The organism is Streptomyces achromogenes subsp. achromogenes (assembly GCF_000720835.1).
In the GTDB taxonomy this organism is placed as follows: domain Bacteria; phylum Actinomycetota; class Actinomycetes; order Streptomycetales; family Streptomycetaceae; genus Streptomyces; species Streptomyces achromogenes.
The window spans coordinates 126,390-147,350 of sequence record NZ_JODT01000034.1 but is presented as its reverse complement, the minus strand read 5'-3'; the positions used below and the strand labels follow the sequence as shown (position 1 = coordinate 147,350).

The window sequence follows — 20,961 nt, the reverse complement described above, 5'->3', positions numbered from 1 at the left end:
CTCCTAGCTCAGCCCTTGATGCCGGTCTGCGCGATCCCCTGCACCAGCCAGCGCTGGAGGAAGAGGAACACGAACAGCAGGGGCAGGATCGAGATGGCGGTCGCCATGAAGATCAGGTGGTAGTTGACGGTCTGGTTGGTCATGTACGACGAGAGCGCGACCTGCACCGTCCAGGCGCTCGGGTCCTGGCCGATGACCAGCGGCCACAGGAAGGAGTTCCAGCCGCTGATGAAGGTGATCGTGGCGATCGCCGCGAAGAAGTTCAGCGAGTTCGGCACCACGACACGCCAGTACGCGCCCCAGTAGCCGAGCCCGTCCACGCGCGCCGCCTCCTCCAGCTCCTTGGGGAACCCGAGGAAGTACTGCCGGAACAGGAAGCAGGTGAAACCGCTGAACAGCCCCGGAATGATCAGACCCCGGTAGCTGTCCACCCAGCCGAGTGACGACACCAGCACGAAACTCGGCACGAAGGTGACCGCGGCCGGGACCATCAGGGTCACCAGGACGGCGTAGAAGACCTTGTTGGCGTGCCGGTAGGGGATGCGGGCGAGGGCGTAGCCGGCCAGCGAGCACACGATGAGCGTGCCGGCCGTGTGCAGGACGCCGACGACCAGCGAGTTCCACATCGACCGGCCGAAGTCCACCGTGGGGTCCTCGAACGGCTCGGTGATGTTGCCCCACTGGATGTGGCTCGGGAAGAACTTCCAGTTCTCGCCGGTGATCTCCGGATCGGTGGACAGCGCGTTGCGCACCAGCAGATAGAAGGGGACGAGGAAGAGGAGCGCGGCGACGCTGGTCGCGAGGTACAGCCCGGTGGAGCTCATCAGCCCGCCGCGCCGGGCGCGCCCGCGGGACTCGGGTGCGGTGGTGGTCACTTGGACTCCTCCCCCCGGCCGAAGCCCATGATCCTGCCCTGGAACAGGGTGACGACGCAGATCAGCACGGTCAGCACCACGGCTCCCGCGCTGCCCTTGCCGTAGTTCTGGTCCTGGCCGAGCGCGGTGTAGTACAGCTCGACCAGCGGCGGGCGGCCCCAGGTGGTCTTGGACAGCAGGTTGAAGAACTCGTCGAAGGCCTGGTAGGCGGCCACGAGCAGCAGCAGGATCACGGCCGTGGAGGTGGCCCGCAGCTGCGGCAGCGTGATGTGCCGGAAGGTCTGCCAGCCGGGCCTGGCCCCGTCGATGGCGGCGGCCTCGTACAGCTCCTGCGGGATGTTCTGGAGCGCGGCCAGGAACAGGATCATGTAGAACCCGGACTGGAGCCACAGCCGTGCGGTGATGATGACCAGCCAGTACCAGGGCGGGTCCGGGCTGGCGAGCCAGGCGGTGTTGTCCACGCCGAACAGGCCGAGGACGGTGTTGGCCAGGCCGAAGCGCACGCCGTTGAAGAGGGACATCTTCCAGATCAGCGAGGCGGCGACATAGCTGCACGCGGTCGGCAGGAAGAACACCGAGCGGTAGAACGCGCGCATGAAGCGCAGCCGGTTCACCAGCAGCGCCAGGCCCAGGGAGATCGCCCAGGTGGTGGGCACGATGAAGGCGGCGAACACGGTGAAGGTGCCGAGCGAGCCCATGAAGCCGCTGTCGGCCAGGATCTCCCGGTAGTTGCCCAGTCCTACGAACTCGCTGGGCGTCACCGTGAAGCGGGCCTCGAAGAAGCTGAGGTAGAGGCTCCAGCCGATCGGGACGTAGACGAAGACGGCCAGCCCCAGCAGGAACGGGCCGGTGAAGAGCCAGAAGTTGAGGGTGCGGCTGCCGCGCAGGCGGCGCCGGGGCCGGGGTCCGGCGGCGCGGGCCGGGACCGGGCGTGTGGTGGTGGTCGGCATCTCGGAATCCGTCCGGCGGCCTATCCGAACAGCTTCTTCAGCTCGGCGTTCACCGTCTTGTCGCACCGGTCGAGCGCGGCCTCGGGGTCACCGCCCTTGCGGACGCAGTCGGCGAAGAGGTCCTCCGTCGCGGTGATCATCGCCTGGGTCCAGCCGATGTTGTCGAAGTGCCCGTACTCGTTGAAGAGTCTGACGCCCTCCGCCGGCAGGCCCGACTTCAGCTTGCCGGTCGCCTGGGCGATGGAGGTGCGCGGCGGGATGTGGAAGCCGTACGAGGTCGCCCAGTCCTCCTGGTACTCCTTCCGGTCGAGCCACAGCCACTTGACGTACTCCTTGGCCGCGTCGACGTTCTTGCCCTTGGCATTGACGAACACCGACCAGCCGCCGTTGTAGACGGACGGCCGGCCCGCGTCGCCGACCTTCGGGAACGGCATGATGCCGAGGTCGTCCCCGAGGGCCTGCTGGAACTGCGGCATGGCCCACATCCCGCTGAACTGGATGGCGCACAGGCCCTGGCTCAGCGCCGAGGGGTCCCAGAAGTCGGCCGGGGCGTCCAGCAGCAGATGGCCGCTGGTGAACAGCTTCCGCATCGTCCGCAGGCCCGCGATCACGGCGTCCGTGTGATAGGCGATCTCGTTCTTCTCGTTCAGGGTGTCCGCGCCGGCCGACCAGATCAGCGGGTTGATCACCGCGTGCAGGTCGTTGCCCAGGAACAGGCCCTTGACCTTGCTCGTGGTGAGCTTGGCGGCGGCCTCCACCAGCTCGTCCAGCGTCCGCGGCGGCTCGATGCCCGCCTTCTGGAGCATCGACTTGCGGTAGAAGAAGAACTGCGGGTCGTCGATCATCCGCACGCCGTAGATCTTGCCGTCCACCGTGTGCGACTGGATGTCGGCCCGGTTGAAGTCGTCCTTGACCGGTGCGATCAGGTCGGTCAGGTCCGCCACCTGGCCGCTTCTGACGAGCTGGATCTGCGGGTGGAACTCGAACAGGTCCGGCGCCTGGTCGGTGAGCAGGGACGCGAAGAGCTTGCTCTCGAAGTTGGAGCCGGTGATCCACTGCGTGGTCACGTCCGCCTTGGAGTACGCCTTCGCGTAGCGCTTGATCGCCTGCTCGGTGCCCGGTTCGCCGTACGCGTGGAAGTACTGGACCAGCCGCTTGCCCGAACCCGAGCCGCCGCCACGGCCGTTGTTGCCGCCGCACGCGCCGAGCGCACCGGCGGCGGCCAGGCCCGCGGCGGCCCGGAGTATCGATCGACGGTCCCAGGTGCTGCTGTGTGCCGACATGCTGACGTCCTTGTCTGGTCGAGTGCGGCTGCGGCTCGCACGCCCGGTGGCCGAGGGCCGAAGGGGGTGTGGTGCGGGACGCTAACCTTCGCCTAAGGCTTCGGCAAGGGGTTGGACGAAGTGCGTACGAGTTGTTGCCCGTCGTTCGGGATCACGAACAGGGGTACGGCGCGGGGTGCTGCCCCGGCAGGGCGCGGGCGGGCCGCCGGGGGAGGGGGCGCGCGAGCACGGCTCCCCGGTCCTCCGGGCGGAGGACGCGGACCACGGGCACGGATTCCCGGACCTCCGGGCGGAGCACGCGGACCCCCGGGCGGACGACGACGGCGGGGAACCGGACGGGCGGCCCGCGCGCCGGCGCGGGACCCGCGGCGGCGACCGCCCGGGCGTGTCAGGCCGGCGGTGCCGTGCGGCTGCCCGCCCGCGGGCGCCGCGGCGTCCGCTGCCCGACCGATTGCAGCGCCCCCTCCAGGGCGAACGTGGCCGCGCCGAGGGACACCGGGTCGGTGGGGATGGGGGAGAGGACGATCTCGGTGGCGGCCAGCGGCCGGCGCAACGCGTGCCGGGCGACCGCCCGGCGGACCTCGTCGAGCAGCGGCTCGCCCAGCCGGGCGGCCACCCAGCTGCTGAGCACGACCACCTCGGGGTTGAGCAGATTGACCAGGTCGGCGATGCCCGCACCGAGGTAACGGGCGGTGTCCTGGACCACCTTGAGCGCCACCGGGTCCTGCCCGGCGACCGCGCGGGCCAGCGCGTCGATGGTGGCCGTCTGGTCCTCGGGGTGCAACAACGCGGAGGCCGGGTCGAGTTCGCTCAGGTTCCGCATGATGCCGGGCGCCCCGACGTACGTCTCCACACAGCCGTGGTTGCCGCAGTGGCACGGCCGGCCGTCCAGCACGAGCGTGGTGTGCCCCCACTCGCCGGCACTGTTGCTCACCCCCCGGTGCAGCCCGCCACCGAGCGCGAGCCCGGCGCCGACCCCCGTGCCGAGGTTGACCACCACGGCGTCCCCGCGGCCCCGCGCCGCCCCGAACCACAGCTCGGCCACCGCGCAGGCACGCAGCGGATTGTCCAAGTACAGCGGGTAGGCGATGTGTTCGGCGAGCAGATCGAGCAACGGCACGTCGTGCCAGTCCCAGTTGGGCGCGTACTCGGCGACCCCCGAGTCCCGGTCCACCTGGCCCGGCACGCTCACCCCGACGCCGAGCACCCGGGCCGCCTCGACGCCCGCCTGGGCGACCACCGAGCCGACGGCGGCGGCGACATGCCCCACCACCTGCTCGGGCCGGCTCTCCCCGGGCCGCATGTCCTCGTCGGCCCGGGCCAGCACGTTCAGCGCCAGGTCGAACAGCTCGACATGGACGTACGTCTCCGCGATGTCCACGCCGATCAGCGCGCCGCCCGACGCGTTGACGGCGACCAGCCCCCGGGGCCGGCCGCCGGCCGAGTCCTCGAACCCCACCTCGGTGATCATGCGGAGGTCCAGCAGCTCGCCGACGAGCGTGGCCACCGTGGCCACGCTCAGCCCGGTGGCCGCGGCCAGCTCCTGCCGGGAGGTGGGGGACTCGGCGATGATCTGGCGCAGCACCTCGTAGCGGTTGGCGGTGCGGATGTCGCGCGATGTGCGCTTCACGCGGCTGCCCCTCCCTTTCCGTCCGGCCCGGCCCAGACGGCACGGCACCGGCGCGGCGCCAGGCTATGGGGTGGGTGCGGGGTTCGACAAGGGGTTAGGAAAGGGGGTGGAGGAAGTGGGGTGCTCCAGCGGGGCAGGTCACCGGGTGTGGCGCCACCCCGCCGGGGCGGTCGCCGGAGTGGGGTGCCGCTTCGCCGGGCAGGTCGCCGGGGTGGGTGCCACTCGGCCGGGGCAGGTCACCGAGGCGCGGTGCCCATCCGCCAGGGCAGGACACCACGGCCGTGCGGTGCTCCCGTCCGGCCCGGGCGGGTCACCGGGGCGTGCGGCGCCGGGTCCGGGCCGGGTTGCAGTGGTGGGCCATCGTTCGCCATGGCCGGTTGGCCAATTGGCCGGTTGGCCGGTGGCCGCGGCGCGGCGGGCCGGTCGTTCCCCCGGCTGGTGGGCCGGTCGCCGCGTCGCGGCCGGTCGTTCACCCCGGCCGAGTGGCCGGTGGGCCGATCGCCCCGGCCGGCCGGACGGTCACTCCCCGAGGAGGTCCCGCACGAAGCCGTTGGTGAACGTGCCCGCCGGGTCCAGCGTGCGGGCCAGCGCGCGGAAGTCGGCGAGCCGTGCGTACCGGTCGCGGAGGTCCGCCGCCGGGATGCCGAACACCTTCCCCCAGTGCGGGCGCGGATCGAACGGGGCCAGCGCCTCCTCCAGCCGGCGCACCACCGGCAGCACCGCCGGCTCGTCGCGCACCCAGGTGAAGTGCAGCGCGACCGAGTCCCGGGCGTGGGCGGGGCTGAGCCACTGCGCGTCGGCGGCGATCGTGCGCACCTCGCAGATCTGGAGCACCCCGGCCACCGTCTCCCGGACGGCGTCCACCGCGTGCAGCGCGTCCAGCGCGGCCGCGCGCGGCAGCAGGTACTCCGACTGGATCTCCTCGCCGTTGCTGGGCGTGAACTCGGCCCGGAAGTGCGGCAGCCGCTCGTGCCAGGGCCCCGGCACCCCCGACTGGCGGGTGCAGTTGGCGGCGGGCATCCCCGGCACCGGATGCAGCGCCTCGGTCGCCGGCTCGGCCCACGGGAAGTCCACCGCCGGCTGATCGGTCCGGCGCTTGACCCACACCTGCCGGAAGCCCGGCCGCCGCCAGTCGGTGAACAGGCTCACGCTGTACGCCGACCCCGCCACCGCCTCGAAGTCCAGCCCCTCCAGCGGCAGTTCGGTGAACACGTACTGCTCGACCTCGTAGGCCGGCTCCAGGTCCAGGGTGAGGGCGGTGACCACGCCGAGGGCGCCGAGCGAGGTCACGGCGCCGTCGAAGCGGGCGTCCCCGCGGCCTATGGTCACCGTCGAGCCGTCGGCGGTGAGCAACTCCACCTCCCGTACGGCCACCGCGAGCGGACCGTTGCCCACGCCCGAGCCATGGGTGCCGGTCGCCACCGAGCCCGCCACCGAGATGTGCGGCAGCGAGGCCATGTTGGGCAGGGCCAGCCCCCGCGCGTGCACCGCCTGGGCGAGTTCGGCGTACCGGACGCCGCCGGAGACCCGGACCGTACGGGCCGCCGTGTCCACGTCGATCACCGGCGGCAGCCCGGCGATCGACACCAGCACCCCCTCCTCGCCGGGGTCGGCGATCCGGTTGAAGGAGTGCCCGCTGCCCAGGACCCGCACCTTCGCGCCGCCCGCCACCACCGCCCGCAGCTCTTCCACCGACCGTGGGCGGTGGAACTCCTTCGCCGTGTAGGTGATGCTGCGCGCCCAGTTGGTGACCGTCTCCGTCACGTCCGTCATCCCGTCTCCCGCAAGTGGTGATCCATTGACCCTCTCATCGGCCGGGACCTACCGTAGAGAACGGTTGCTGTCCGTGCGTCACCGAGCCGGGAGGCCCTTTCCTTGACCGAGCGGCCCCGCGCCCTGTTCGCCATGACGGCCCGGAACGTGCCGGCGGTGTTCCCGCCGGAGCTGATCGAGCGCCTGCGGGCGTGCGTGGACATCGATCCCGCCCTGGTGGCCGAGGACTTCACCGCACCCCGGGTACGGGAAGCGCTCGCCCGGACCGAGATCCTCGTCACCGGCTGGGGCTGCCCGCGCCTGGACCCGGCCGTCCTGGACGCGGCCCCGCGCCTGCGGGCCGTGCTGCACGCGGCCGGCTCGGTCAAGGGCTTCACCACCCCGGAGGTGTGGCGGCGGGGCATCGCCGTCTCCTCGGCCGCCGAGGCCAACGCCCTGCCCGTCGCCGAGTACACGCTGGCCATGATCCTGCTCGCCGGCAAGGACGTCTTCGCCCTCCGCGACGAGACCCGCGCGCTGCGCGCCTTCCCCTACGACGGCACCCTCCCCGGCATCGGCAACCACGGCCGTCGCGTCGGCATCGTCGGCGCCTCCCGGGTCGGCCGCCGTCTGATCGAGCTGCTCCGCCCGCACGACCTCGACGTCGCGCTCGCCGACCCGTACGTGGACGCCGCCGAGGCCGCCCGGCTCGGCGTACGGCTGCTGCCGCTGGAGAACCTGCTGCGCACGTGCGACATCGTCAGCCTGCACGCCCCGCAGACCGCCGAGACCCACCACCTGATCGGCGCCCGCGAACTCGGGCTGATGCGCGACGGAGCCGTGCTGATCAACACCGCGCGCGGGGCGCTGGTCGACCACGAGGCGCTGATCGCGCACCTGCGCTCCGGACGCCTGAGCGCCGTCCTGGACGTGACGGACCCCGAGCCGCTGCCCGCCGGCTCCGCGCTGTACGACCTGCCGAACGCCTTCGTCACCCCGCACCTGGCGGGCTCGCTGGGCAACGAGGTGGCCCGCCTCGGCCGGGCGATGGTGGAGGAGGCCGAGCGGCTGTCGTCCGGCGAGCCGCTGCGGCACGCGGTCGACCAGGCGGTACTGGAGCGCACGGCCTGAACGCCCACGGGGGCGACGGATCCGGGGAGAGGGCGAGGACGGTGGCGGCGGCGAGCTCCCCGCGCTCCGGGCGGCGGGCGTAGGACCACTGTCCGGGGGTGGCGTGAGAGGCGTCCGTCAAGATCCGCACCGGCACCCCCGTCCCGGCCCGCATCGCACGCCGGGCGGGGACCCGGCACGGCCGAGTCCCGGGCGGGGGCATACGGTGTCATCCGTACGCCTGAACCGGGAGGAGACAGACGAATGGGCAGTCGTACCGCGCTGGTCGAGGATCTGATGGAGCGGTTCCCGCACGTCCCGCGGGAGGCCGTCTTCAAAGAGGACCTGCTGCGGGGCGGTGTCGCCTTCGACAAGTCCGCCCTGAGCGATACCGCCAACGAGGCGGCCGGGGACGTCAAGCCGAAGTCCTACTTCATCTTCTCCTTCGACCACGGCACCCTGCCCGAGCTGGGCGAGGCCGCGCTGCGCCGGCCCCCGGAGGAGATCATCCTCACCGGCGGCCCGTACGACCTGCGGCGCACGGTCGTCTCCGTGCGGGTGAACCCCGCCTCGCCGTACCGGGTCGCCGCCGACGAGGAGGGACTGCTCGGGCTCTACCTCGACGGCAGGCGCATCGCCGACGTCGGTGTGCCGCCGATGCCCGAGTACTACCGGCACACCCTCTCCAACGGGAAGTCCGTGATGGAGGTCGCACCGACCATCCAGTGGGGCTACCTGATCTATCTGACCGTCTTCCGGGTCTGCCAGTACTTCGGCGCCAAGGAGGAGTGCCAGTACTGCGACATCAACCACAACTGGCGCCAGCACAAGGCGGCCGGGCGGCCGTACACCGGGGTCAAGGACGTCGAGGAGGTCCTCGAGGCCCTGGAGATCATCGACCGCTACGACACCCAGAAGGCGTCCACCGCCTACACCCTCACCGGCGGCGCCATCACCTCCAAGGTGGCGGGCCGGGACGAGGCCGACTTCTACGGCCACTACGCCAAGGCCATCGAGGAGCGCTTCCCGGGCCGCTGGATCGGCAAGGTCGTCGCCCAGGCGCTGCCCAAGGCGGACGTGCAGCGGTTCAAGGACTACGGCGTGCAGATCTACCACCCCAACTTCGAGGTGTGGGACCGCCGGCTGTTCGAGCTCTACTGCCCCGGCAAGGAGCGGTACGTCGGCCGGGACGAGTGGCACCGCCGCATCCTGGACTCCGCCGAGGTGTTCGGCGCGCGCAACGTCATCCCGAACTTCGTGGCGGGCGTGGAGATGGCCGAGCCCTTCGGCTTCACCACCGTGGACGAGGCCATCGCCTCCACCACCGAGGGCCTGCGCTTCTTCATGTCCCACGGCATCACGCCCCGCTTCACCACCTGGTGCCCGGAGCCCACCACCCCGCTCGGCAAGGCCAACCCGCAGGGCGCGCCGCTGGAGTACCACATCCGCCTGCTGGAGGCCTACCGGCAGACCATGGACGACTTCGGCCTGTCCTCCCCGCCCGGCTACGGCCCGCCCGGACCCGGCCGCGCGGTGTTCTCCGTCAGCTCCTTCATGGACAGCCTGCCCGCGGACGGACCGGACGCCGGACGAGAGGCCGACGCGACGGCTCGTACGGCGAGTTAGGAGCCGGAAAACCCTTTGACGCACGACCCCGGCCGCGGGCTACAGTTGGACCGCACGCCGGGGTGGCGTGCACACACGCGAGTGAGGACGAGGAGGTGTCGACCGATGGCTGTCTCTGTGCCGGGCCGTGCCCGCAACCAGAAGTTGGTCAAGTCCACCTCCGTGGCCACCGGCTGAACCCACCGCGCATCGTGCGAGTGTGTCCGGGGCCGCCCATGTGAAGGGTCTTCCCCCCTTGTCTTCCACCTCCGCGTCTTCCCCCTCGTCTTCCGCCTCCGCTGTGTTCTCCGCGCTCGCTCCCTACGGCTGGGACGAGGACTGGGCCGCAGCGTTCGCCCCGTACGCCGCCGACGGGCTGGTGCCCGGCCGGGTCGTGCGGGTCGACCGGGGCCAGTGCGACGTCGTCACCGCGGCCGGCACCGTCCGGGCCGACACCGAGTACGTCGTGCCCCGCGACCCGATGAAGGTCGTGTGCACCGGGGACTGGGTCGCCGTCGACCCCGACGGCGACCCGCGCTACGCCCGCGCCTACCTTCCCCGCCGCACCGCCTTCGTCCGCTCCACCTCCTCCAAGCGGTCCGAGGGCCAGATCCTCGCCGCCAACGTCGACCACGCCGTCGTCGCCGTGTCCCTCGCCGTGGAACTCGACCTCGGCCGCGTCGAACGGTTCCTCGCCCTCGCCTGGGAGGCCGGCGCCCAGCCCGTCGTCGTCCTCACCAAGGCCGACCTCGTGCCCGACCCGGTCACCCTCGCCCACCTCGTGCGGGACGTGGAGACCAGCGCGCCCGGCGTGCCCGTCCTCGGCGTCAGCGCCCTGCACGGCGACGGGCTCGACGTGCTCGTGGCACTCGTCGGCTCCGGTACGAGCGTGCTGCTCGGCCAGTCCGGCGCCGGCAAGTCCACCCTCGCCAACGCGCTCGTCGGCGCGGACGTCATGGACGTACGGGCCGCCCGGGACGTCGACGGCAAGGGCCGGCACACCACCACCACCCGCAACCTGCTCCCCCTGCCCACCGGCGGGGTCCTCATCGACACCCCCGGGCTGCGCGGCGTCGGCCTCTACGACGCGGAAGGAGGCGTCGGACAGGTCTTCGCCGAGATCGAGGAGTTCGCCGAAGGGTGCCGGTTCCACGACTGCGCCCACGAGAGCGAGCCGGGGTGCGCGGTGCGGGCCGCCGTGGCCGACGGCCGTCTTCCCGAGCGCCGGCTGGACAGCTACCGCAAGCTGATGCGGGAGAACCAGTGGATCGCGGCCAAGACCGACGCCCGGGTCCGCGCGGAACTCCGCCGGGACTGGAAGCGCAAGGGCGCCGAGGGCAGGGCGGCGATGGAGGCCAAGCGCGGCCGCTGGAGCTAGGCCCTGTCATAGAACTCGGTGTCCGATTCCCGCTGGCCCCGTCCTTCCCGTCCGGCCCACACTGGACACGTGAAGGACGAAGACAGCAGGTACGAGGCGGTACGCAGCCGGGACGGGCGGTTCGACGGGGTGTTCTTCTTCGCCGTCGAGACCACCGGCATCTACTGCCGGCCCAGCTGCCCGGCCGTGCCGCCCAAACGGCGCAACGTGCGGTTCTTCGCGACGGCCGCCGCCGCGCAGCGCTCCGGTTTCCGGGCCTGCCGGCGGTGCCGGCCGGACGCCGTGCCCGGCTCGGCCGAGTGGAACGTCCGCGCGGACGTCACCGGCCGGGCCATGCGCCTGATCGCCGACGGCGTCGTGGACCGAGAGGGCGTCGCCGGGCTCGCCGCGCGGCTCGGCTACAGCGCCCGGCAGGTGCAGCGCCAGCTCACCGCCGAACTGGGGGCCGGGCCCGTGGCGCTCGCCCGGACCCAGCGCGCGCACACCGCGCGCGTGCTGCTCCAGACCACCGGCCTGCCGGTGACCGAGATCGCTTTCGCGTCCGGTTTCAACAGTTTGCGCCAGTTCAACGACACCATCCGCGAGGTGTACGCCGCGACCCCGACCGAGCTGCGGGCCGCCGCAGGCGGGAGCCGGGCCGCCCGCCGGGCCACGCCCGGCACGGGCATCCCGCTCCGGCTCGCCCACCGCGGCCCCTACCAGGCGGCGGCCGTCTTCGACCAGCTCGCCCGGGAGGCCGTTCCCGGCGTCGAGGAGGTGACCGGCGCACCCGGCGCCCGCACCTACCGGCGCACCCTGCGGCTGCCCTACGGCACCGGGATCGCCGCCGTCCGGGAACGCGTCCACTGCGCGCGCTCCCGAGGCGGAACCCACCCGGGCGGCTGGCTCGAGGCCCGGCTGCGCCTCACCGACCCCAGGGACCTCACCACCGCCGTGCAGCGGCTGCGCCGGCTGTTCGACCTGGACGCCGACCCGTACGCCGTCGACGAACGGCTCGGCGCCGACCCCCGGCTCGCCCCGCTGGTCGCCGCCCGCCCCGGGCTGCGCTCGCCCGGCGCCGTGGACCCGCTGGAGCCCGCCGTGCGCGCCCTGGCCGGCCCCGCGGGCGCCGGGGAACTGGTACGCCGGTACGGCAAACCGCTCGACGCGCCGCACGGCGACCTCACCCACCTCTTCCCGGAGCCCGCCGTCCTCGCCGAGGCCGAGCCCGGCGGCCCGCTGGGCACGCTCGCCGCCGCCCTCGCCGACGGCACGGTACGGCTGGACCCGGGCGCCGACCGGCACGCCGCCGAGGAGGCGCTGCTCGCCCTGCCCGGCATGGACCCGGACACCGTCGCCACCCTCCGCGTCCGCGCCCTCGGCGACCCCGACGTCGCCCCGCCCGGCGCCGGCCTCCCCGACACCTGGCGGCCCTGGCGGTCGTACGCCGTCCGGCACCTGCGGGTGGCGGGCGAGCCGATCCCCTGAGCGCCGGCCCCACCGAGAAGCGCGATACCGTCACCCACTCCCCGACGAACTCCCTCACGAAGCGAGGAACACCGGACCGATGACCACCGTGTACTACACCCACCTGGACGCCCCCGTCGGGCCGCTGCTGCTCACGGCGGACGAGGACGGCGCGCTGACCTCGCTGTCCGTGCCCGGGCAGAAGGGCGGGCGGAGCGTGCGCGAGGACTGGCGGGCCGACCCCGGTCCGTTCCGGGCCGCCGCCGAGCAGCTCGCCGCGTACTTCGCCGGCGAGCGGACGGAGTTCCGGCTGCCGCTGCGGGCGTCCGGCACCGAGTTCCGGCGGGCGGTGTGGGCCGCGCTGGACGAGGTGCCCTACGGCACCACCGCCACCTACGGGGAGATCGCCGCCCGGATCGGCGCGGCCCGCGCCGCCGTGCGCGCCGTAGGCGGGGCGATCGGCGCCAACCCGCTGCTCATCCTGCGCCCCTGCCACCGGGTGATCGGCGCGAACGGCGCGCTGACCGGGTACGCGGGCGGACTCGAGCGCAAGGTCCGGCTGCTCACCCTGGAGGGCGTCCTCCACCCCGGGACGCCCGTACGCCCGGAAGGGTCGCCCGTACGCCTGGCAGGGGCGCCGTCCGGTCCCGCGTACCAGCCCCTCGGTCCCGCGGACTAGCCGGTCCGGTCCTGTCCGGGCCGCCGCGCCCCCGTCGTGTGCGCGCGGGGCCGGTCAGTCCAGCGCCCGCACCACCAGCCGAGCCACGCCCGCGACGCCCCGTCCGACCCAGCTCAACGCCCCCGTCTCGGCCACGAGTTCGGTGACGTCCGCGGTCGTGTCCGCGCGGTCCCACCCGGAGTCGCACCGGGAACAGGACCGGGGCCAACGGCGCTTTTGCTCCCCGCATCTCTTGCACACCGCCATCGTTGCGTTCCCCTCCCAGACACCGGCGACAGGGCGCCGCACGTGTCGAACGCCCATCCGATCATGATGACCAAGGTAACCGGACCGGGTGGTGGGCACGCTGAACGAATCATGAACGCGCCGGGCCCACCGTTGCGCCGAACGGGTGGATATGGGGGCGGGGAACGGCGTGTCGGTCCGGGTTGTGGCACCTTCGCTGCGAAGGGCCTCCTCGGAGGGCGTCCTGAAGGGCGGGCACACATGGCCAAGGTCGTACGGCTCCTCGCGGTCCTCCTTCCGCTGCTGCCGGCGGCCCTCATGGCACCGGCCGCCGCCCAGCCGGCCCAGCCGGCCCCGCCGTCCTGGACCGGCAGCTGGGAGACGGCGCCCTCCGGCACCACCGCCGCGCTGCCCGGCGCCGCCTTCCGCAACGTCGTCCACCTCAGCGTCGGCGGCACCGCCGTCCGGGTCCGGCTCAGCAACCGGCTCGGCACCCGGCCGCTCCGCCTCGGCGCCGTCACCGTCGCGCTGCGCGGGGCGGCCGGCCCCGCCGCCCTGCCCGGCACCCTGCGCACCGCCACCTTCCACGGCGCCCCCGAGGTGACCGTCCCGCCGGGCGCGGACACCGTCAGCGACGCGGTGCCGCTGCCCGTGCCGCCCGCCGCCGACCTGCTCGTCACCGTGTACACCCCGGACGACTCCGGGCCGGCCACCTACCACCGCACCGCCCTCCAGACCAGCTACCTGGCCCCGGCGGGCGCCGGCCGGGCCGCCGACGAGGACGGCACCGCGTACACGCTGACCACCAGCCGCTGGTACTACGTCACCGGTGTCGACGTCCGCGGGCCCGCCGCCGGCAGCGTCGTCGCGTTCGGGGACTCGCTCACCGACGGCAACGGCTCCACCCCCGACACCAACCGCCGCTGGCCCGACCGGCTCGCCCAGCGGCTGCGCGGACACCGGCTCGGCGTCCTGAACGCCGGGATCGCCGGCAACCGCCTGCTGCGCGACGGCACCGGACCGAGCGCCCTCGCCCGCCTGGACGCCGACGCCCTGGACCGGGCCGGAGCGCGGGCCCTGGTCGTGTTCGAGGGCATCAACGACATCAAGGGCACCCCGCAGGCGTACGACCCCGCCGCCTACGCGGACGCCTACCGCACCCTGGTGGCCCGCGCCCACGCCCGCGGCATCCCGGTCGTCGGCGTCACCCTCACCCCGTACGGCGGCTACCCGGCCTGGACCCCGGCCGGCGAGGAGGTACGGCTGCGGGTGAACGCCTTCATCCGCACCGGCGGTGCCTTCGACGCCGTGGCCGACGCGGACGCCGCCGTCCGCGACCCGGCCGACCCCACGCGCATCCTGCCCGCCTACGACCCCGGCGACCACCTGCACTTCAACGACGCCGGCATGGCCGCCGTGGCCGACACCGTCCACCACGCCCTGATCGGCCCTCATCACTCCGTCGGCGTCGCCGTCGCCCCGCACCTCTCCGACGGCTTCACCACGCCGCAGACCACCGGCTAGCCGGTGCATCCGCCGGTCCGGCCCCGGCCGGGACCGGACCGGGTCAGTGCTGTTCCTCCCGCGTCACCCAGCCCCGTTCGCGCGCGTGCCAGCCCAGTTGCATCCGGGTGGTCACCCCCGCCAGCTCCATCAGCCGCCGCACCCGCCGCTGCACGGTCCGCAGCCCCACGTCCAGCTGTTTGGCCACGCTCGCGTCGGTCAGCCCGGCCAGCAGCAGCGAGAGCACCTCCAGATCGGTGGGGTCGGGCCGGCCCGGCGGCTCCTCGGTCACCCCTTCGGCACCCAGCCGCAGCGGCAGCGCGTCGCGCCACACCGACTCGAACAGCCCGGCGAGCAGCTCCAGCAGCCCGCTGGCGTGCACCACCAGCGCGGCCGGCTCGGCGGACTTCGAGGTCAGCGGCACCAGGGCGAGCGAACGGTCGGCCACCACCAGCTTCGTCGGCACCCGATCCACCACCCGGACCCGCTCGTCCCGGCCGAGCGCCGCCCGCAGCTCGGTCAGCCCGTGCGGCCGGTCCAGTACCGCGCGCTCCACCACCACCCGGTAGCGCACCCCGCGCCCGGCCGCCTGTTCCTCCGCCTCGTTCTCCGTCCCGGACACCACCATCGGGTCGCCGGTCACCAGCGCGCACACCTCTTCCGCAGCCCCCAGCTGGAGCTGGAGGAAGCGCTGGGCGACCGCCGAGGCGCCGGTCACCACCTCCACCAGATCGTGCACCGCCGGTTCCGCCGCCGTCGCCCGGTACTCCTCCGCGAGCAGCGCTGCCGTCAGCTCCGCCTGCTCCAGCTCGTGCCGCCGCTGGGTGAGCAGGGCGGCCAGCGCCACCCCGGGCGGCGCCGCGACCCAGCGGCCCGGCCGGGCCGGGGACTGGGCCGCCAGCCCGTGCCGCTCCAGCCGGCGCAGCGCCCGCTCGGCATCCTGCTCGGCCAGCGTCAGACGCCGCGCCAGATCGGCGACGTCGGCCGCGCCCACGGACACCAGCGCCCGGTAGGCGGCCTCGTGCGTCTCGTCCAGGCCTATCGCTGCCAGCATCGCCCTGCGTCCCTCCCTGTGCGTCCGCCCAACGGAGGCGAAAAGCGGCGTGGCGGGAAACGGCCACGGCGCAAACCCGCCGCCGGACATCATCGCCGTAGGGGCGGCGCGTCTGCCAAGGTGACAACAGCCCCGGAACGCACGGCCGTTCACCTGGTTCACGGGCGCGATCCCGGGGAACCCGGCCGGTGCGGTGGCCCGGACCCGTGTGCGAGCGCGTGTCAGGGGATCCGGGACCGGGCCACCTCGAACGCCGCCGGGCGGCCCTCCCGTGGGGGGTGGGGCCGCCCGGCGGCCAACAACCTTTCGCCGCAAGCCAGACTGGAGCGGACCGGGCCGCCGCGTCCGGACCCTCCCGCCGCCCCCGCGGACACCCCGGACCACGTCGGCTCCGGCCCGCCCGGCGACGGCCCGACGGCCCAGGACCCCCGACCCCCGGCCCCGGGCCGTCCCGCGGGCCCTTCCGGGTCCGCGCCCCGGTAGCCCGTCCGGGTGATGTGCTGGTGCAGGGGTACGCCGACGACCGTACGGCGGCGGCCGTGTGGGGAGGCGTAACCCCGGGCCCTGTGGATTGATGGAAACGGCAGGGCCGTATTCCGGGAACGAAGGGGCAGACGCGAGCCATGGCCAAACAGAACGTCGCCGAGCAGTTCGTCGACATCCTCGTCCGCGCGGGCGTGCGCCGCCTCTACGGGGTCGTCGGCGACAGCCTCAACCCGGTCGTGGACGCCGTCCGCCGCAACGCCGCCATCGACTGGATCCACGTACGCCACGAGGAGACCGCCGCCTTCGCCGCCGGCGCCGAGGCCCAGATCACCGGCAAGCTCGCCGCCTGCGCCGGCTCCTGCGGCCCCGGCAACCTGCACCTGATCAACGGCCTGTACGACGCCCACCGCTCCATGGCCCCGGTGCTCGCGCTCGCCTCCCACATCCCCTCCAGCGAGATCGGTCTCGGCTACTTCCAGGAGACCCACCCGGACCGGCTGTTCCAGGAGTGCAGCCACTACAGCGAGCTGATCTCCAGCCCGAAGCAGATGCCCCGGCTGCTGCAGACCGCCATCCAGCACGCGGTCGGGCAGCAGGGGGTGAGCGTGGTGTCGCTGCCCGGGGACATCGCCGCCGAGCCCGCCCCGGAGAAGGCGGCGCAGAGCGCGCTCGTCACCTCCCGGCCCACCGTGCGGCCCGGGGACGCCGAGATCGACCGGCTGGCGGAGATGATCGACGCGGCCGGCAGGGTCACCCTGTTCTGCGGCAGCGGCACGGCCGGCGCGCACGCCGAGGTGATGGAGTTCGCCGGCAAGATCAAGTCACCGGTGGGCCACGCGCTCAGGGGGAAGGAGTACATCCAGTACGACAATCCCTTCGACGTCGGCATGAGCGGGCTGCTCGGCTACGGCGCCGCCTACGAGGCCACCCACGAGTGCGACCTGCTGATCCTGCTCGGCACCGACTTCCCGTACAACGCCTTCCTGCCCGACGACGTGCGCATCGCCCAGGTCGACGTGCGGCCCGAGGTGCTCGGCCGCCGCTCCCGGCTCGACCTCGCCGTGTGGGGCGACGTACGCGAGACGCTGCGGTGCCTGATCCCGCGGGTGAAGGAGAAGACGGACCGGCGGTTCCTCGACCGGATGCTGAAGAAGCACGCCGACGCGCTGGAGGGCGTGGTCAAGGCCTACACCCGCAAGGTCGACAAGCACGTCCCGATCCACCCCGAGTACGTGGCCGCCGTACTCGACGAAGTCGCCGACGACGACGCCGTGTTCACCGTGGACACCGGAATGTGCAACGTCTGGGCCGCCCGTTACATCACGCCCAACGGACGCCGCCGGATCATCGGTTCGTTCTCGCACGGGTCCATGGCCAACGCGCTGCCGATGGCGATCGGCGCCCAGTTCACCGACCGGCGCCGGCAGGTGGTGGCGATGTCCGGGGACGGCGGCTTCTCCATGCTGATGGGCGACTTCCTCACGCTCGTGCAGTACGACCTGCCGGTGAAGGTGGTGCTGTTCAACAACTCCTCGCTCGGCATGGTCGAGTTGGAGATGCTGGTCGCGGGCCTGCCCTCGTACGGCACCGCCAACACCAACCCGGACTTCGCCGCCGTGGCCCGGGCCTGTGGCGCCCACGGTGTGCGGGTGGAGAAGCCCAAGCAGCTCGCCGGGGCGCTCAAGGAGGCCTTCAAGCACAAGGGGCCGGCCCTGGTGGACATCGTCACCGACCCCAACGCCCTGTCCATCCCCCCGAAGATCAGCGCCGAGATGGTCACCGGGTTCGCGCTGTCCGCGTCCAAGATCGTGCTGGACGGCGGGGTCGGCCGGATGCTCCAGATGGCCCGCTCCAACCTGCGGAACGTGCCCCGCCCCTGAGCGCCTTCGCGGAACGTGCACGCCCCTGAGCGCCCTCGCGGGGGAGCGTATTTCGGCCAGTTTCACGTGCTGTGACGGCGTACCGACCACGGGTGCCGGGTGGAGCCGGACCGCCGTCACGGGGCCCCGGTGGCGTCCTGCGGCGTCCGTGGCGCCCGGTGCCTGGCGGCGGAGCGGTGCCCCGGGCGGCCGGGGCGGTGTGCGGATATGGCCGAACCGCCGGTCATCGGGCATACGCCAGGACTGCCCCGGTGTCCGCTGGGCAAGCATCCCCCCGTGAACGTGTTCGACCAGGAGGGGCAGGGACCGGCGGCGTGCGGGCGGGGGTCATGAAGAGGCAGGCGCGAGGGGGCGGTCCGATGACCGTCGAGGCCTACTCGGCGACAGCGGGGGACCAGACGGACACCATCACCGACGACGCGCGACGGCTTCGGCGCAGGCTGGGCCGGGCAGACCTCAGAGCGGTCCCGGAGGCCCGCCGGGCGCTGCGCGAACTGCTGCGGCAGTGGGGCAGACCGGGCCGCTCGGAGATAGCCGAACTGCTCACCAGCGAACTCGTCACCAACGCGATCGTCCACACCGACCACGACGCCGTCCTGACGGCCGTGCTGGAACCGGACGGACTGCGCGTGGAGGTACGGGACTTCGTGTCCCGCAGACCCGAGCGGCACACCCCGGACACGGACGACGACACCCACGGCCGGGGCCTGGTGCTGGTCGAGTCCCTGGCCGACGCCTGGGGGGTACGGCCGCACGGGGTGGGCAAGTCGGTGTGGTTCGAACTGGGCGCCGAGGCGGCGTGAGCCGGTGACGGGGCGAGGCGGAGCTGGGGCGGTCAGACCCCGGCCCCCGCGCCCGCCCCGGCGGATGATCAGCCGAGCTGCTGCTCCAGGTCCTTGAGCTTGCGCTCCAGGGAGTCCAGTCGCGGCAGGGCCATGGTGTCGTCCTCGGCCGTCAGGTCGACCGTCAGCGGTTCAGCGGCGCCGCGGACCGGCTGGAGAGAGGGCCGGGCGCGGACGGGCAGCGGCTCCGGGGTGGATATGGCGGGCTCCGCGGTCGCCGCCGGGGCGGACCCGCGCTCCACCGGCTGCACCTCGGCCTGCCGGCCGGCGCCCCGGCCGGTGAAGCCGGGCCGGCCCCGGCTGATCGCCTTCAGCCGGGCCCGCTCCACGCGCTGCTGGTCGCGCCTGCGCTGCCGGGCCTCGTCCTTCTGCCGCTTGTCCTCGCGCACCTCCTCGACCGCCTCGTCCAGGCTGCGCACACCCTCCAGGAGCATCAGCGACCAGGCACGGTAGGTCTCGCGGGGCGCCCGCACCCAGCGTACGATCCGGATCTGCGGCAGCGGGCGCGGCACCAGGCCCTGTTCGCGCAGCGCGGCCCGGCGGGTCTGCTTCAGCGCCCGGTCGAACAGCACGGCGGCCGACAGCGACATGCCGGAGAAGAACTGCGGGGCGCCGGCGTGTCCCGCGCCGCGCGGCGCGTGCACCCAGTTGAACCAGGCCGCCGCCGCGGCGAACAGCCACACGAGCAGCCGGGAGCCGAGGGCGGCGTCACCGTGGCTCGCCTCGCGCACGGCGAGGACGGAGCAGAACATCGCCGCGCCGTCCAGCCCGAACGGCACCAGGTACTGCCAGCCGCCGCTCAGTCCGAGGTTCTGTTCGCCGAAGCCGACCAGGCCGTGGAAGGACAGGGCCGCCGCCACCGCCGCACAGCAGAACAGCAGCACGTAGGAGGCCGTGCCGTAGAGGGCCTCCTTGCGCCGGCGGCGCTCCTCGCTGCGTTCCCAGGAGTCGTCCGCGCCCGCGTCCTCCCCGGCGGAGCGCTTGCCGCGGGCGAGCACCGCCACTGCCACCAGCATGCCCAGGAGCAGGACGGCGCCGGGCAGCAGCCAGTTCAGCGATATGTCGGTCAGTCTCATCAGGGTCCCTTGCATGGGGATAGGGCGTAACGCCCGCCATAGTGGCCCATTCCCGGCGGCCCTCAGGGGGTTTCGGGGCAAGAGGCCGCCAAGGGAGTGCGCGAGGGATGCCCAGGGCGGCGTTCTGCTCGAACTGCCTTTTGAGGGGCGGGAGTTGAGTTCGAACAGACTACCCGTACGGATGGTCCTGGGAGAAGTTTCCGCGACGGGTGGGACGGTTGTGCCCGGCCGGAACGATTCCTCAACCGGCCGCGGCCGCGGTGAGCCTGGCGATCCTCTCGCCGTCCCGGGTACGCGGACACGTCACACAGGTGTCCTGCGGACGAACGGTGTAGAACATGCAGCAGCTCGCCCGGTCCCGGGTGGGCAGCGCGGCACCGTCCGGGGCGGTCAGCGTCCGGAACCCGGCCGAGCCGGCGTACGGCGGGGTCGTCCCCGGCAGCAGCAGCTCCAGCTCCCGCACGGCCCGGGCCGCCTCGTCCGCGCCGGCCAGCCCGGCGACGTACCACAGCCCCTCCACGGCCTCGTCCGTCGCCATGCCCCACAGCGCGCGTCCGCGCCGCCGCATCCGGGGCCCGAAGGCCGCGAGCACCGGCTGAAGATGCTCGGCGACGGCCGCGCGCACCTTTGCCCGCAGCGCCTCCTCGTCCGGTACGACGACCGTGCCGGGCAGCGCGGCGGCGGGGTCGCCCGGCAGACAGGCGACGGAAACCGGGCGGCGTACGGCCATCCGGCCGGCCGCGCGGTCGTAGCGGACGTGGGTCACCGGCAGCCGGGGCACCCGGCGGTGCCAGAACCACGGGACGGTGATCAGCAGGCAGGCGGCCCAGGCGTAGCGGTGCAGGCCGAAGCTCGCGACGACGTCCGGGCGGGCCGGGCCGCCGTAGTCCCGTTCCACCTGCGCCGCGTCCCAGGCCAGGAAGGCGTCCAGCGCCGCGCCGCCCGCCGCGAGCTCCGCGGCGCCGACCCAGCCGGGGCCGCCGGGCGCCGGGTCGTCCGGGCCCAGCTCGGTCACGGTCAGCCCCGGAAAGACCGCGCCGAGGCGCTCGTAGGCGGCGGTGAGCGGCGAGGCCGCAGCGGGCATGGCGGAACCACCGATCCTTGGACGCGTCCGCGGACACGGACCGAGCTGTACAGGTAAGCCTTACCTTACTCATATCGGGCGAAGTTTGAACTGCCGCCCGGTG

General features: G+C 73.4%; 16 protein-coding genes. 8 read left to right on the top strand and 8 right to left on the bottom strand.

Annotation, left to right across the window (positions count from 1 at the left end; all coding sequences use genetic code 11):
- Positions 1-8: 8 nt before the first annotated feature.
- The 5 genes from IH25_RS0129685 to IH25_RS0129665 all read right to left on the bottom strand — a co-directional run bounded on the left by IH25_RS0129685 (position 9) and on the right by IH25_RS0129665 (position 6,502).
- Positions 9-875 (bottom strand): carbohydrate ABC transporter permease, encoded by an 867-nt coding sequence (locus IH25_RS0129685; protein WP_030617418.1) that lies wholly within the window; start codon positions 873-875, stop codon positions 9-11.
- Positions 872-1,825, bottom strand: a complete 954-nt coding sequence (locus IH25_RS0129680) for a carbohydrate ABC transporter permease (protein ID WP_030617416.1) — start codon at positions 1,823-1,825, stop codon at positions 872-874. The genes IH25_RS0129685 and IH25_RS0129680 overlap by 4 nt, the downstream gene beginning before the upstream one ends.
- Positions 1,826-1,845: 20 nt before the next feature.
- Positions 1,846-3,108, bottom strand: a complete 1,263-nt coding sequence (locus tag IH25_RS0129675; protein WP_030617414.1) for an ABC transporter substrate-binding protein — start codon at positions 3,106-3,108, stop codon at positions 1,846-1,848.
- A 388-nt stretch (positions 3,109-3,496) separates the two neighbouring features.
- Positions 3,497-4,738: an ROK family transcriptional regulator gene (locus tag IH25_RS0129670; RefSeq protein WP_030617410.1), complete on the bottom strand. Its 1,242-nt coding sequence runs from the start codon at positions 4,736-4,738 to the stop codon at positions 3,497-3,499.
- Between the two features lie 519 nt (positions 4,739-5,257).
- Positions 5,258-6,502, bottom strand: coding sequence for an FAD-binding protein (locus IH25_RS0129665; RefSeq protein WP_030617407.1), 1,245 nt, complete (start codon positions 6,500-6,502; stop codon positions 5,258-5,260).
- Positions 6,503-6,613: 111 nt separating this feature from the next.
- Between IH25_RS0129665 and IH25_RS0129660 the strand changes: the two genes are divergently transcribed.
- From IH25_RS0129660 to IH25_RS0129630, 6 genes are all read left to right on the top strand, one after another.
- The gene (locus tag IH25_RS0129660; RefSeq protein ID WP_030617394.1) at positions 6,614-7,621 is read left to right on the top strand and encodes a hydroxyacid dehydrogenase; all 1,008 of its coding nucleotides are present in this window, start codon (positions 6,614-6,616) and stop codon (positions 7,619-7,621) included.
- A 243-nt stretch (positions 7,622-7,864) separates the two neighbouring features.
- Positions 7,865-9,226 (top strand): radical SAM protein, encoded by a 1,362-nt coding sequence (locus tag IH25_RS0129655; RefSeq protein WP_030617391.1) that lies wholly within the window; start codon positions 7,865-7,867, stop codon positions 9,224-9,226.
- A gap of 235 nt (positions 9,227-9,461) precedes the next feature.
- The gene (gene rsgA / locus IH25_RS0129650; protein WP_030617387.1) at positions 9,462-10,583 is read left to right on the top strand and encodes a ribosome small subunit-dependent GTPase A; all 1,122 of its coding nucleotides are present in this window, start codon (positions 9,462-9,464) and stop codon (positions 10,581-10,583) included.
- A 69-nt stretch (positions 10,584-10,652) separates the two neighbouring features.
- Positions 10,653-12,050 carry a bifunctional transcriptional activator/DNA repair enzyme AdaA gene (locus IH25_RS0129645; protein ID WP_030617384.1) on the top strand — a complete coding sequence of 466 codons (1,398 nt, stop codon included), beginning with the start codon at positions 10,653-10,655 and terminating at the stop codon, positions 12,048-12,050.
- 79 nt (positions 12,051-12,129) lie between these two features.
- Positions 12,130-12,708 carry a methylated-DNA--[protein]-cysteine S-methyltransferase gene (locus IH25_RS0129640; protein WP_051754192.1) on the top strand — a complete coding sequence of 193 codons (579 nt, stop codon included), beginning with the start codon at positions 12,130-12,132 and terminating at the stop codon, positions 12,706-12,708.
- 486 nt (positions 12,709-13,194) lie between these two features.
- The gene (locus IH25_RS0129630) at positions 13,195-14,457 is read left to right on the top strand and encodes a GDSL-type esterase/lipase family protein (protein ID WP_051754191.1); all 1,263 of its coding nucleotides are present in this window, start codon (positions 13,195-13,197) and stop codon (positions 14,455-14,457) included.
- Between the two features lie 43 nt (positions 14,458-14,500).
- Here the strand turns inward: IH25_RS0129630 and IH25_RS0129625 are convergent, their stop codons facing one another.
- Positions 14,501-15,490, bottom strand: coding sequence for a helix-turn-helix transcriptional regulator (locus tag IH25_RS0129625; RefSeq protein ID WP_030617373.1), 990 nt, complete (start codon positions 15,488-15,490; stop codon positions 14,501-14,503).
- Between the two features lie 623 nt (positions 15,491-16,113).
- On the opposite strand from IH25_RS0129625, the gene IH25_RS0129620 reads away from it, so the two are divergent.
- Positions 16,114-17,856, top strand: a complete 1,743-nt coding sequence (locus tag IH25_RS0129620; protein WP_030617370.1) for a pyruvate dehydrogenase — start codon at positions 16,114-16,116, stop codon at positions 17,854-17,856.
- 359 nt (positions 17,857-18,215) lie between these two features.
- The gene (locus IH25_RS0129615) at positions 18,216-18,659 is read left to right on the top strand and encodes an ATP-binding protein (RefSeq protein ID WP_030617368.1); all 444 of its coding nucleotides are present in this window, start codon (positions 18,216-18,218) and stop codon (positions 18,657-18,659) included.
- A 68-nt stretch (positions 18,660-18,727) separates the two neighbouring features.
- Here the strand turns inward: IH25_RS0129615 and IH25_RS0129610 are convergent, their stop codons facing one another.
- Both IH25_RS0129610 and IH25_RS0129605 read right to left on the bottom strand, forming a co-directional pair.
- Positions 18,728-19,774: a DUF2637 domain-containing protein gene (locus tag IH25_RS0129610; protein ID WP_030617365.1), complete on the bottom strand. Its 1,047-nt coding sequence runs from the start codon at positions 19,772-19,774 to the stop codon at positions 18,728-18,730.
- 241 nt (positions 19,775-20,015) lie between these two features.
- Entirely contained in the window at positions 20,016-20,858 is an 843-nt protein-coding gene (locus IH25_RS0129605) for a (2Fe-2S)-binding protein (protein WP_030617363.1), read from the bottom strand.
- Positions 20,859-20,961: the final 103 nt, after the last annotated feature.

What these genes read in the sequence shown, in the direction of transcription:
- IH25_RS0129610 (WP_030617365.1), bottom strand. Translation starts at nt 19,774, where the DNA reads ATGAGACTGACCGACATATCGCTGAACTGGCTGCTGCCCGGCGCCGTC.
- IH25_RS0129655 (WP_030617391.1), top strand. Translation starts at nt 7,865, where the DNA reads ATGGGCAGTCGTACCGCGCTGGTCGAGGATCTGATGGAGCGGTTCCCG.
- IH25_RS0129630 (WP_051754191.1), top strand. Translation starts at nt 13,195, where the DNA reads ATGGCCAAGGTCGTACGGCTCCTCGCGGTCCTCCTTCCGCTGCTGCCG.
- IH25_RS0129680 (WP_030617416.1), bottom strand. Translation starts at nt 1,825, where the DNA reads ATGCCGACCACCACCACACGCCCGGTCCCGGCCCGCGCCGCCGGACCC.
- IH25_RS0129640 (WP_051754192.1), top strand. Translation starts at nt 12,130, where the DNA reads ATGACCACCGTGTACTACACCCACCTGGACGCCCCCGTCGGGCCGCTG.
- IH25_RS0129620 (WP_030617370.1), top strand. Translation starts at nt 16,114, where the DNA reads ATGGCCAAACAGAACGTCGCCGAGCAGTTCGTCGACATCCTCGTCCGC.
- IH25_RS0129615 (WP_030617368.1), top strand. Translation starts at nt 18,216, where the DNA reads ATGACCGTCGAGGCCTACTCGGCGACAGCGGGGGACCAGACGGACACC.
- IH25_RS0129625 (WP_030617373.1), bottom strand. Translation starts at nt 15,490, where the DNA reads ATGCTGGCAGCGATAGGCCTGGACGAGACGCACGAGGCCGCCTACCGG.
- IH25_RS0129605 (WP_030617363.1), bottom strand. Translation starts at nt 20,858, where the DNA reads ATGCCCGCTGCGGCCTCGCCGCTCACCGCCGCCTACGAGCGCCTCGGC.
- IH25_RS0129675 (WP_030617414.1), bottom strand. Translation starts at nt 3,108, where the DNA reads ATGTCGGCACACAGCAGCACCTGGGACCGTCGATCGATACTCCGGGCC.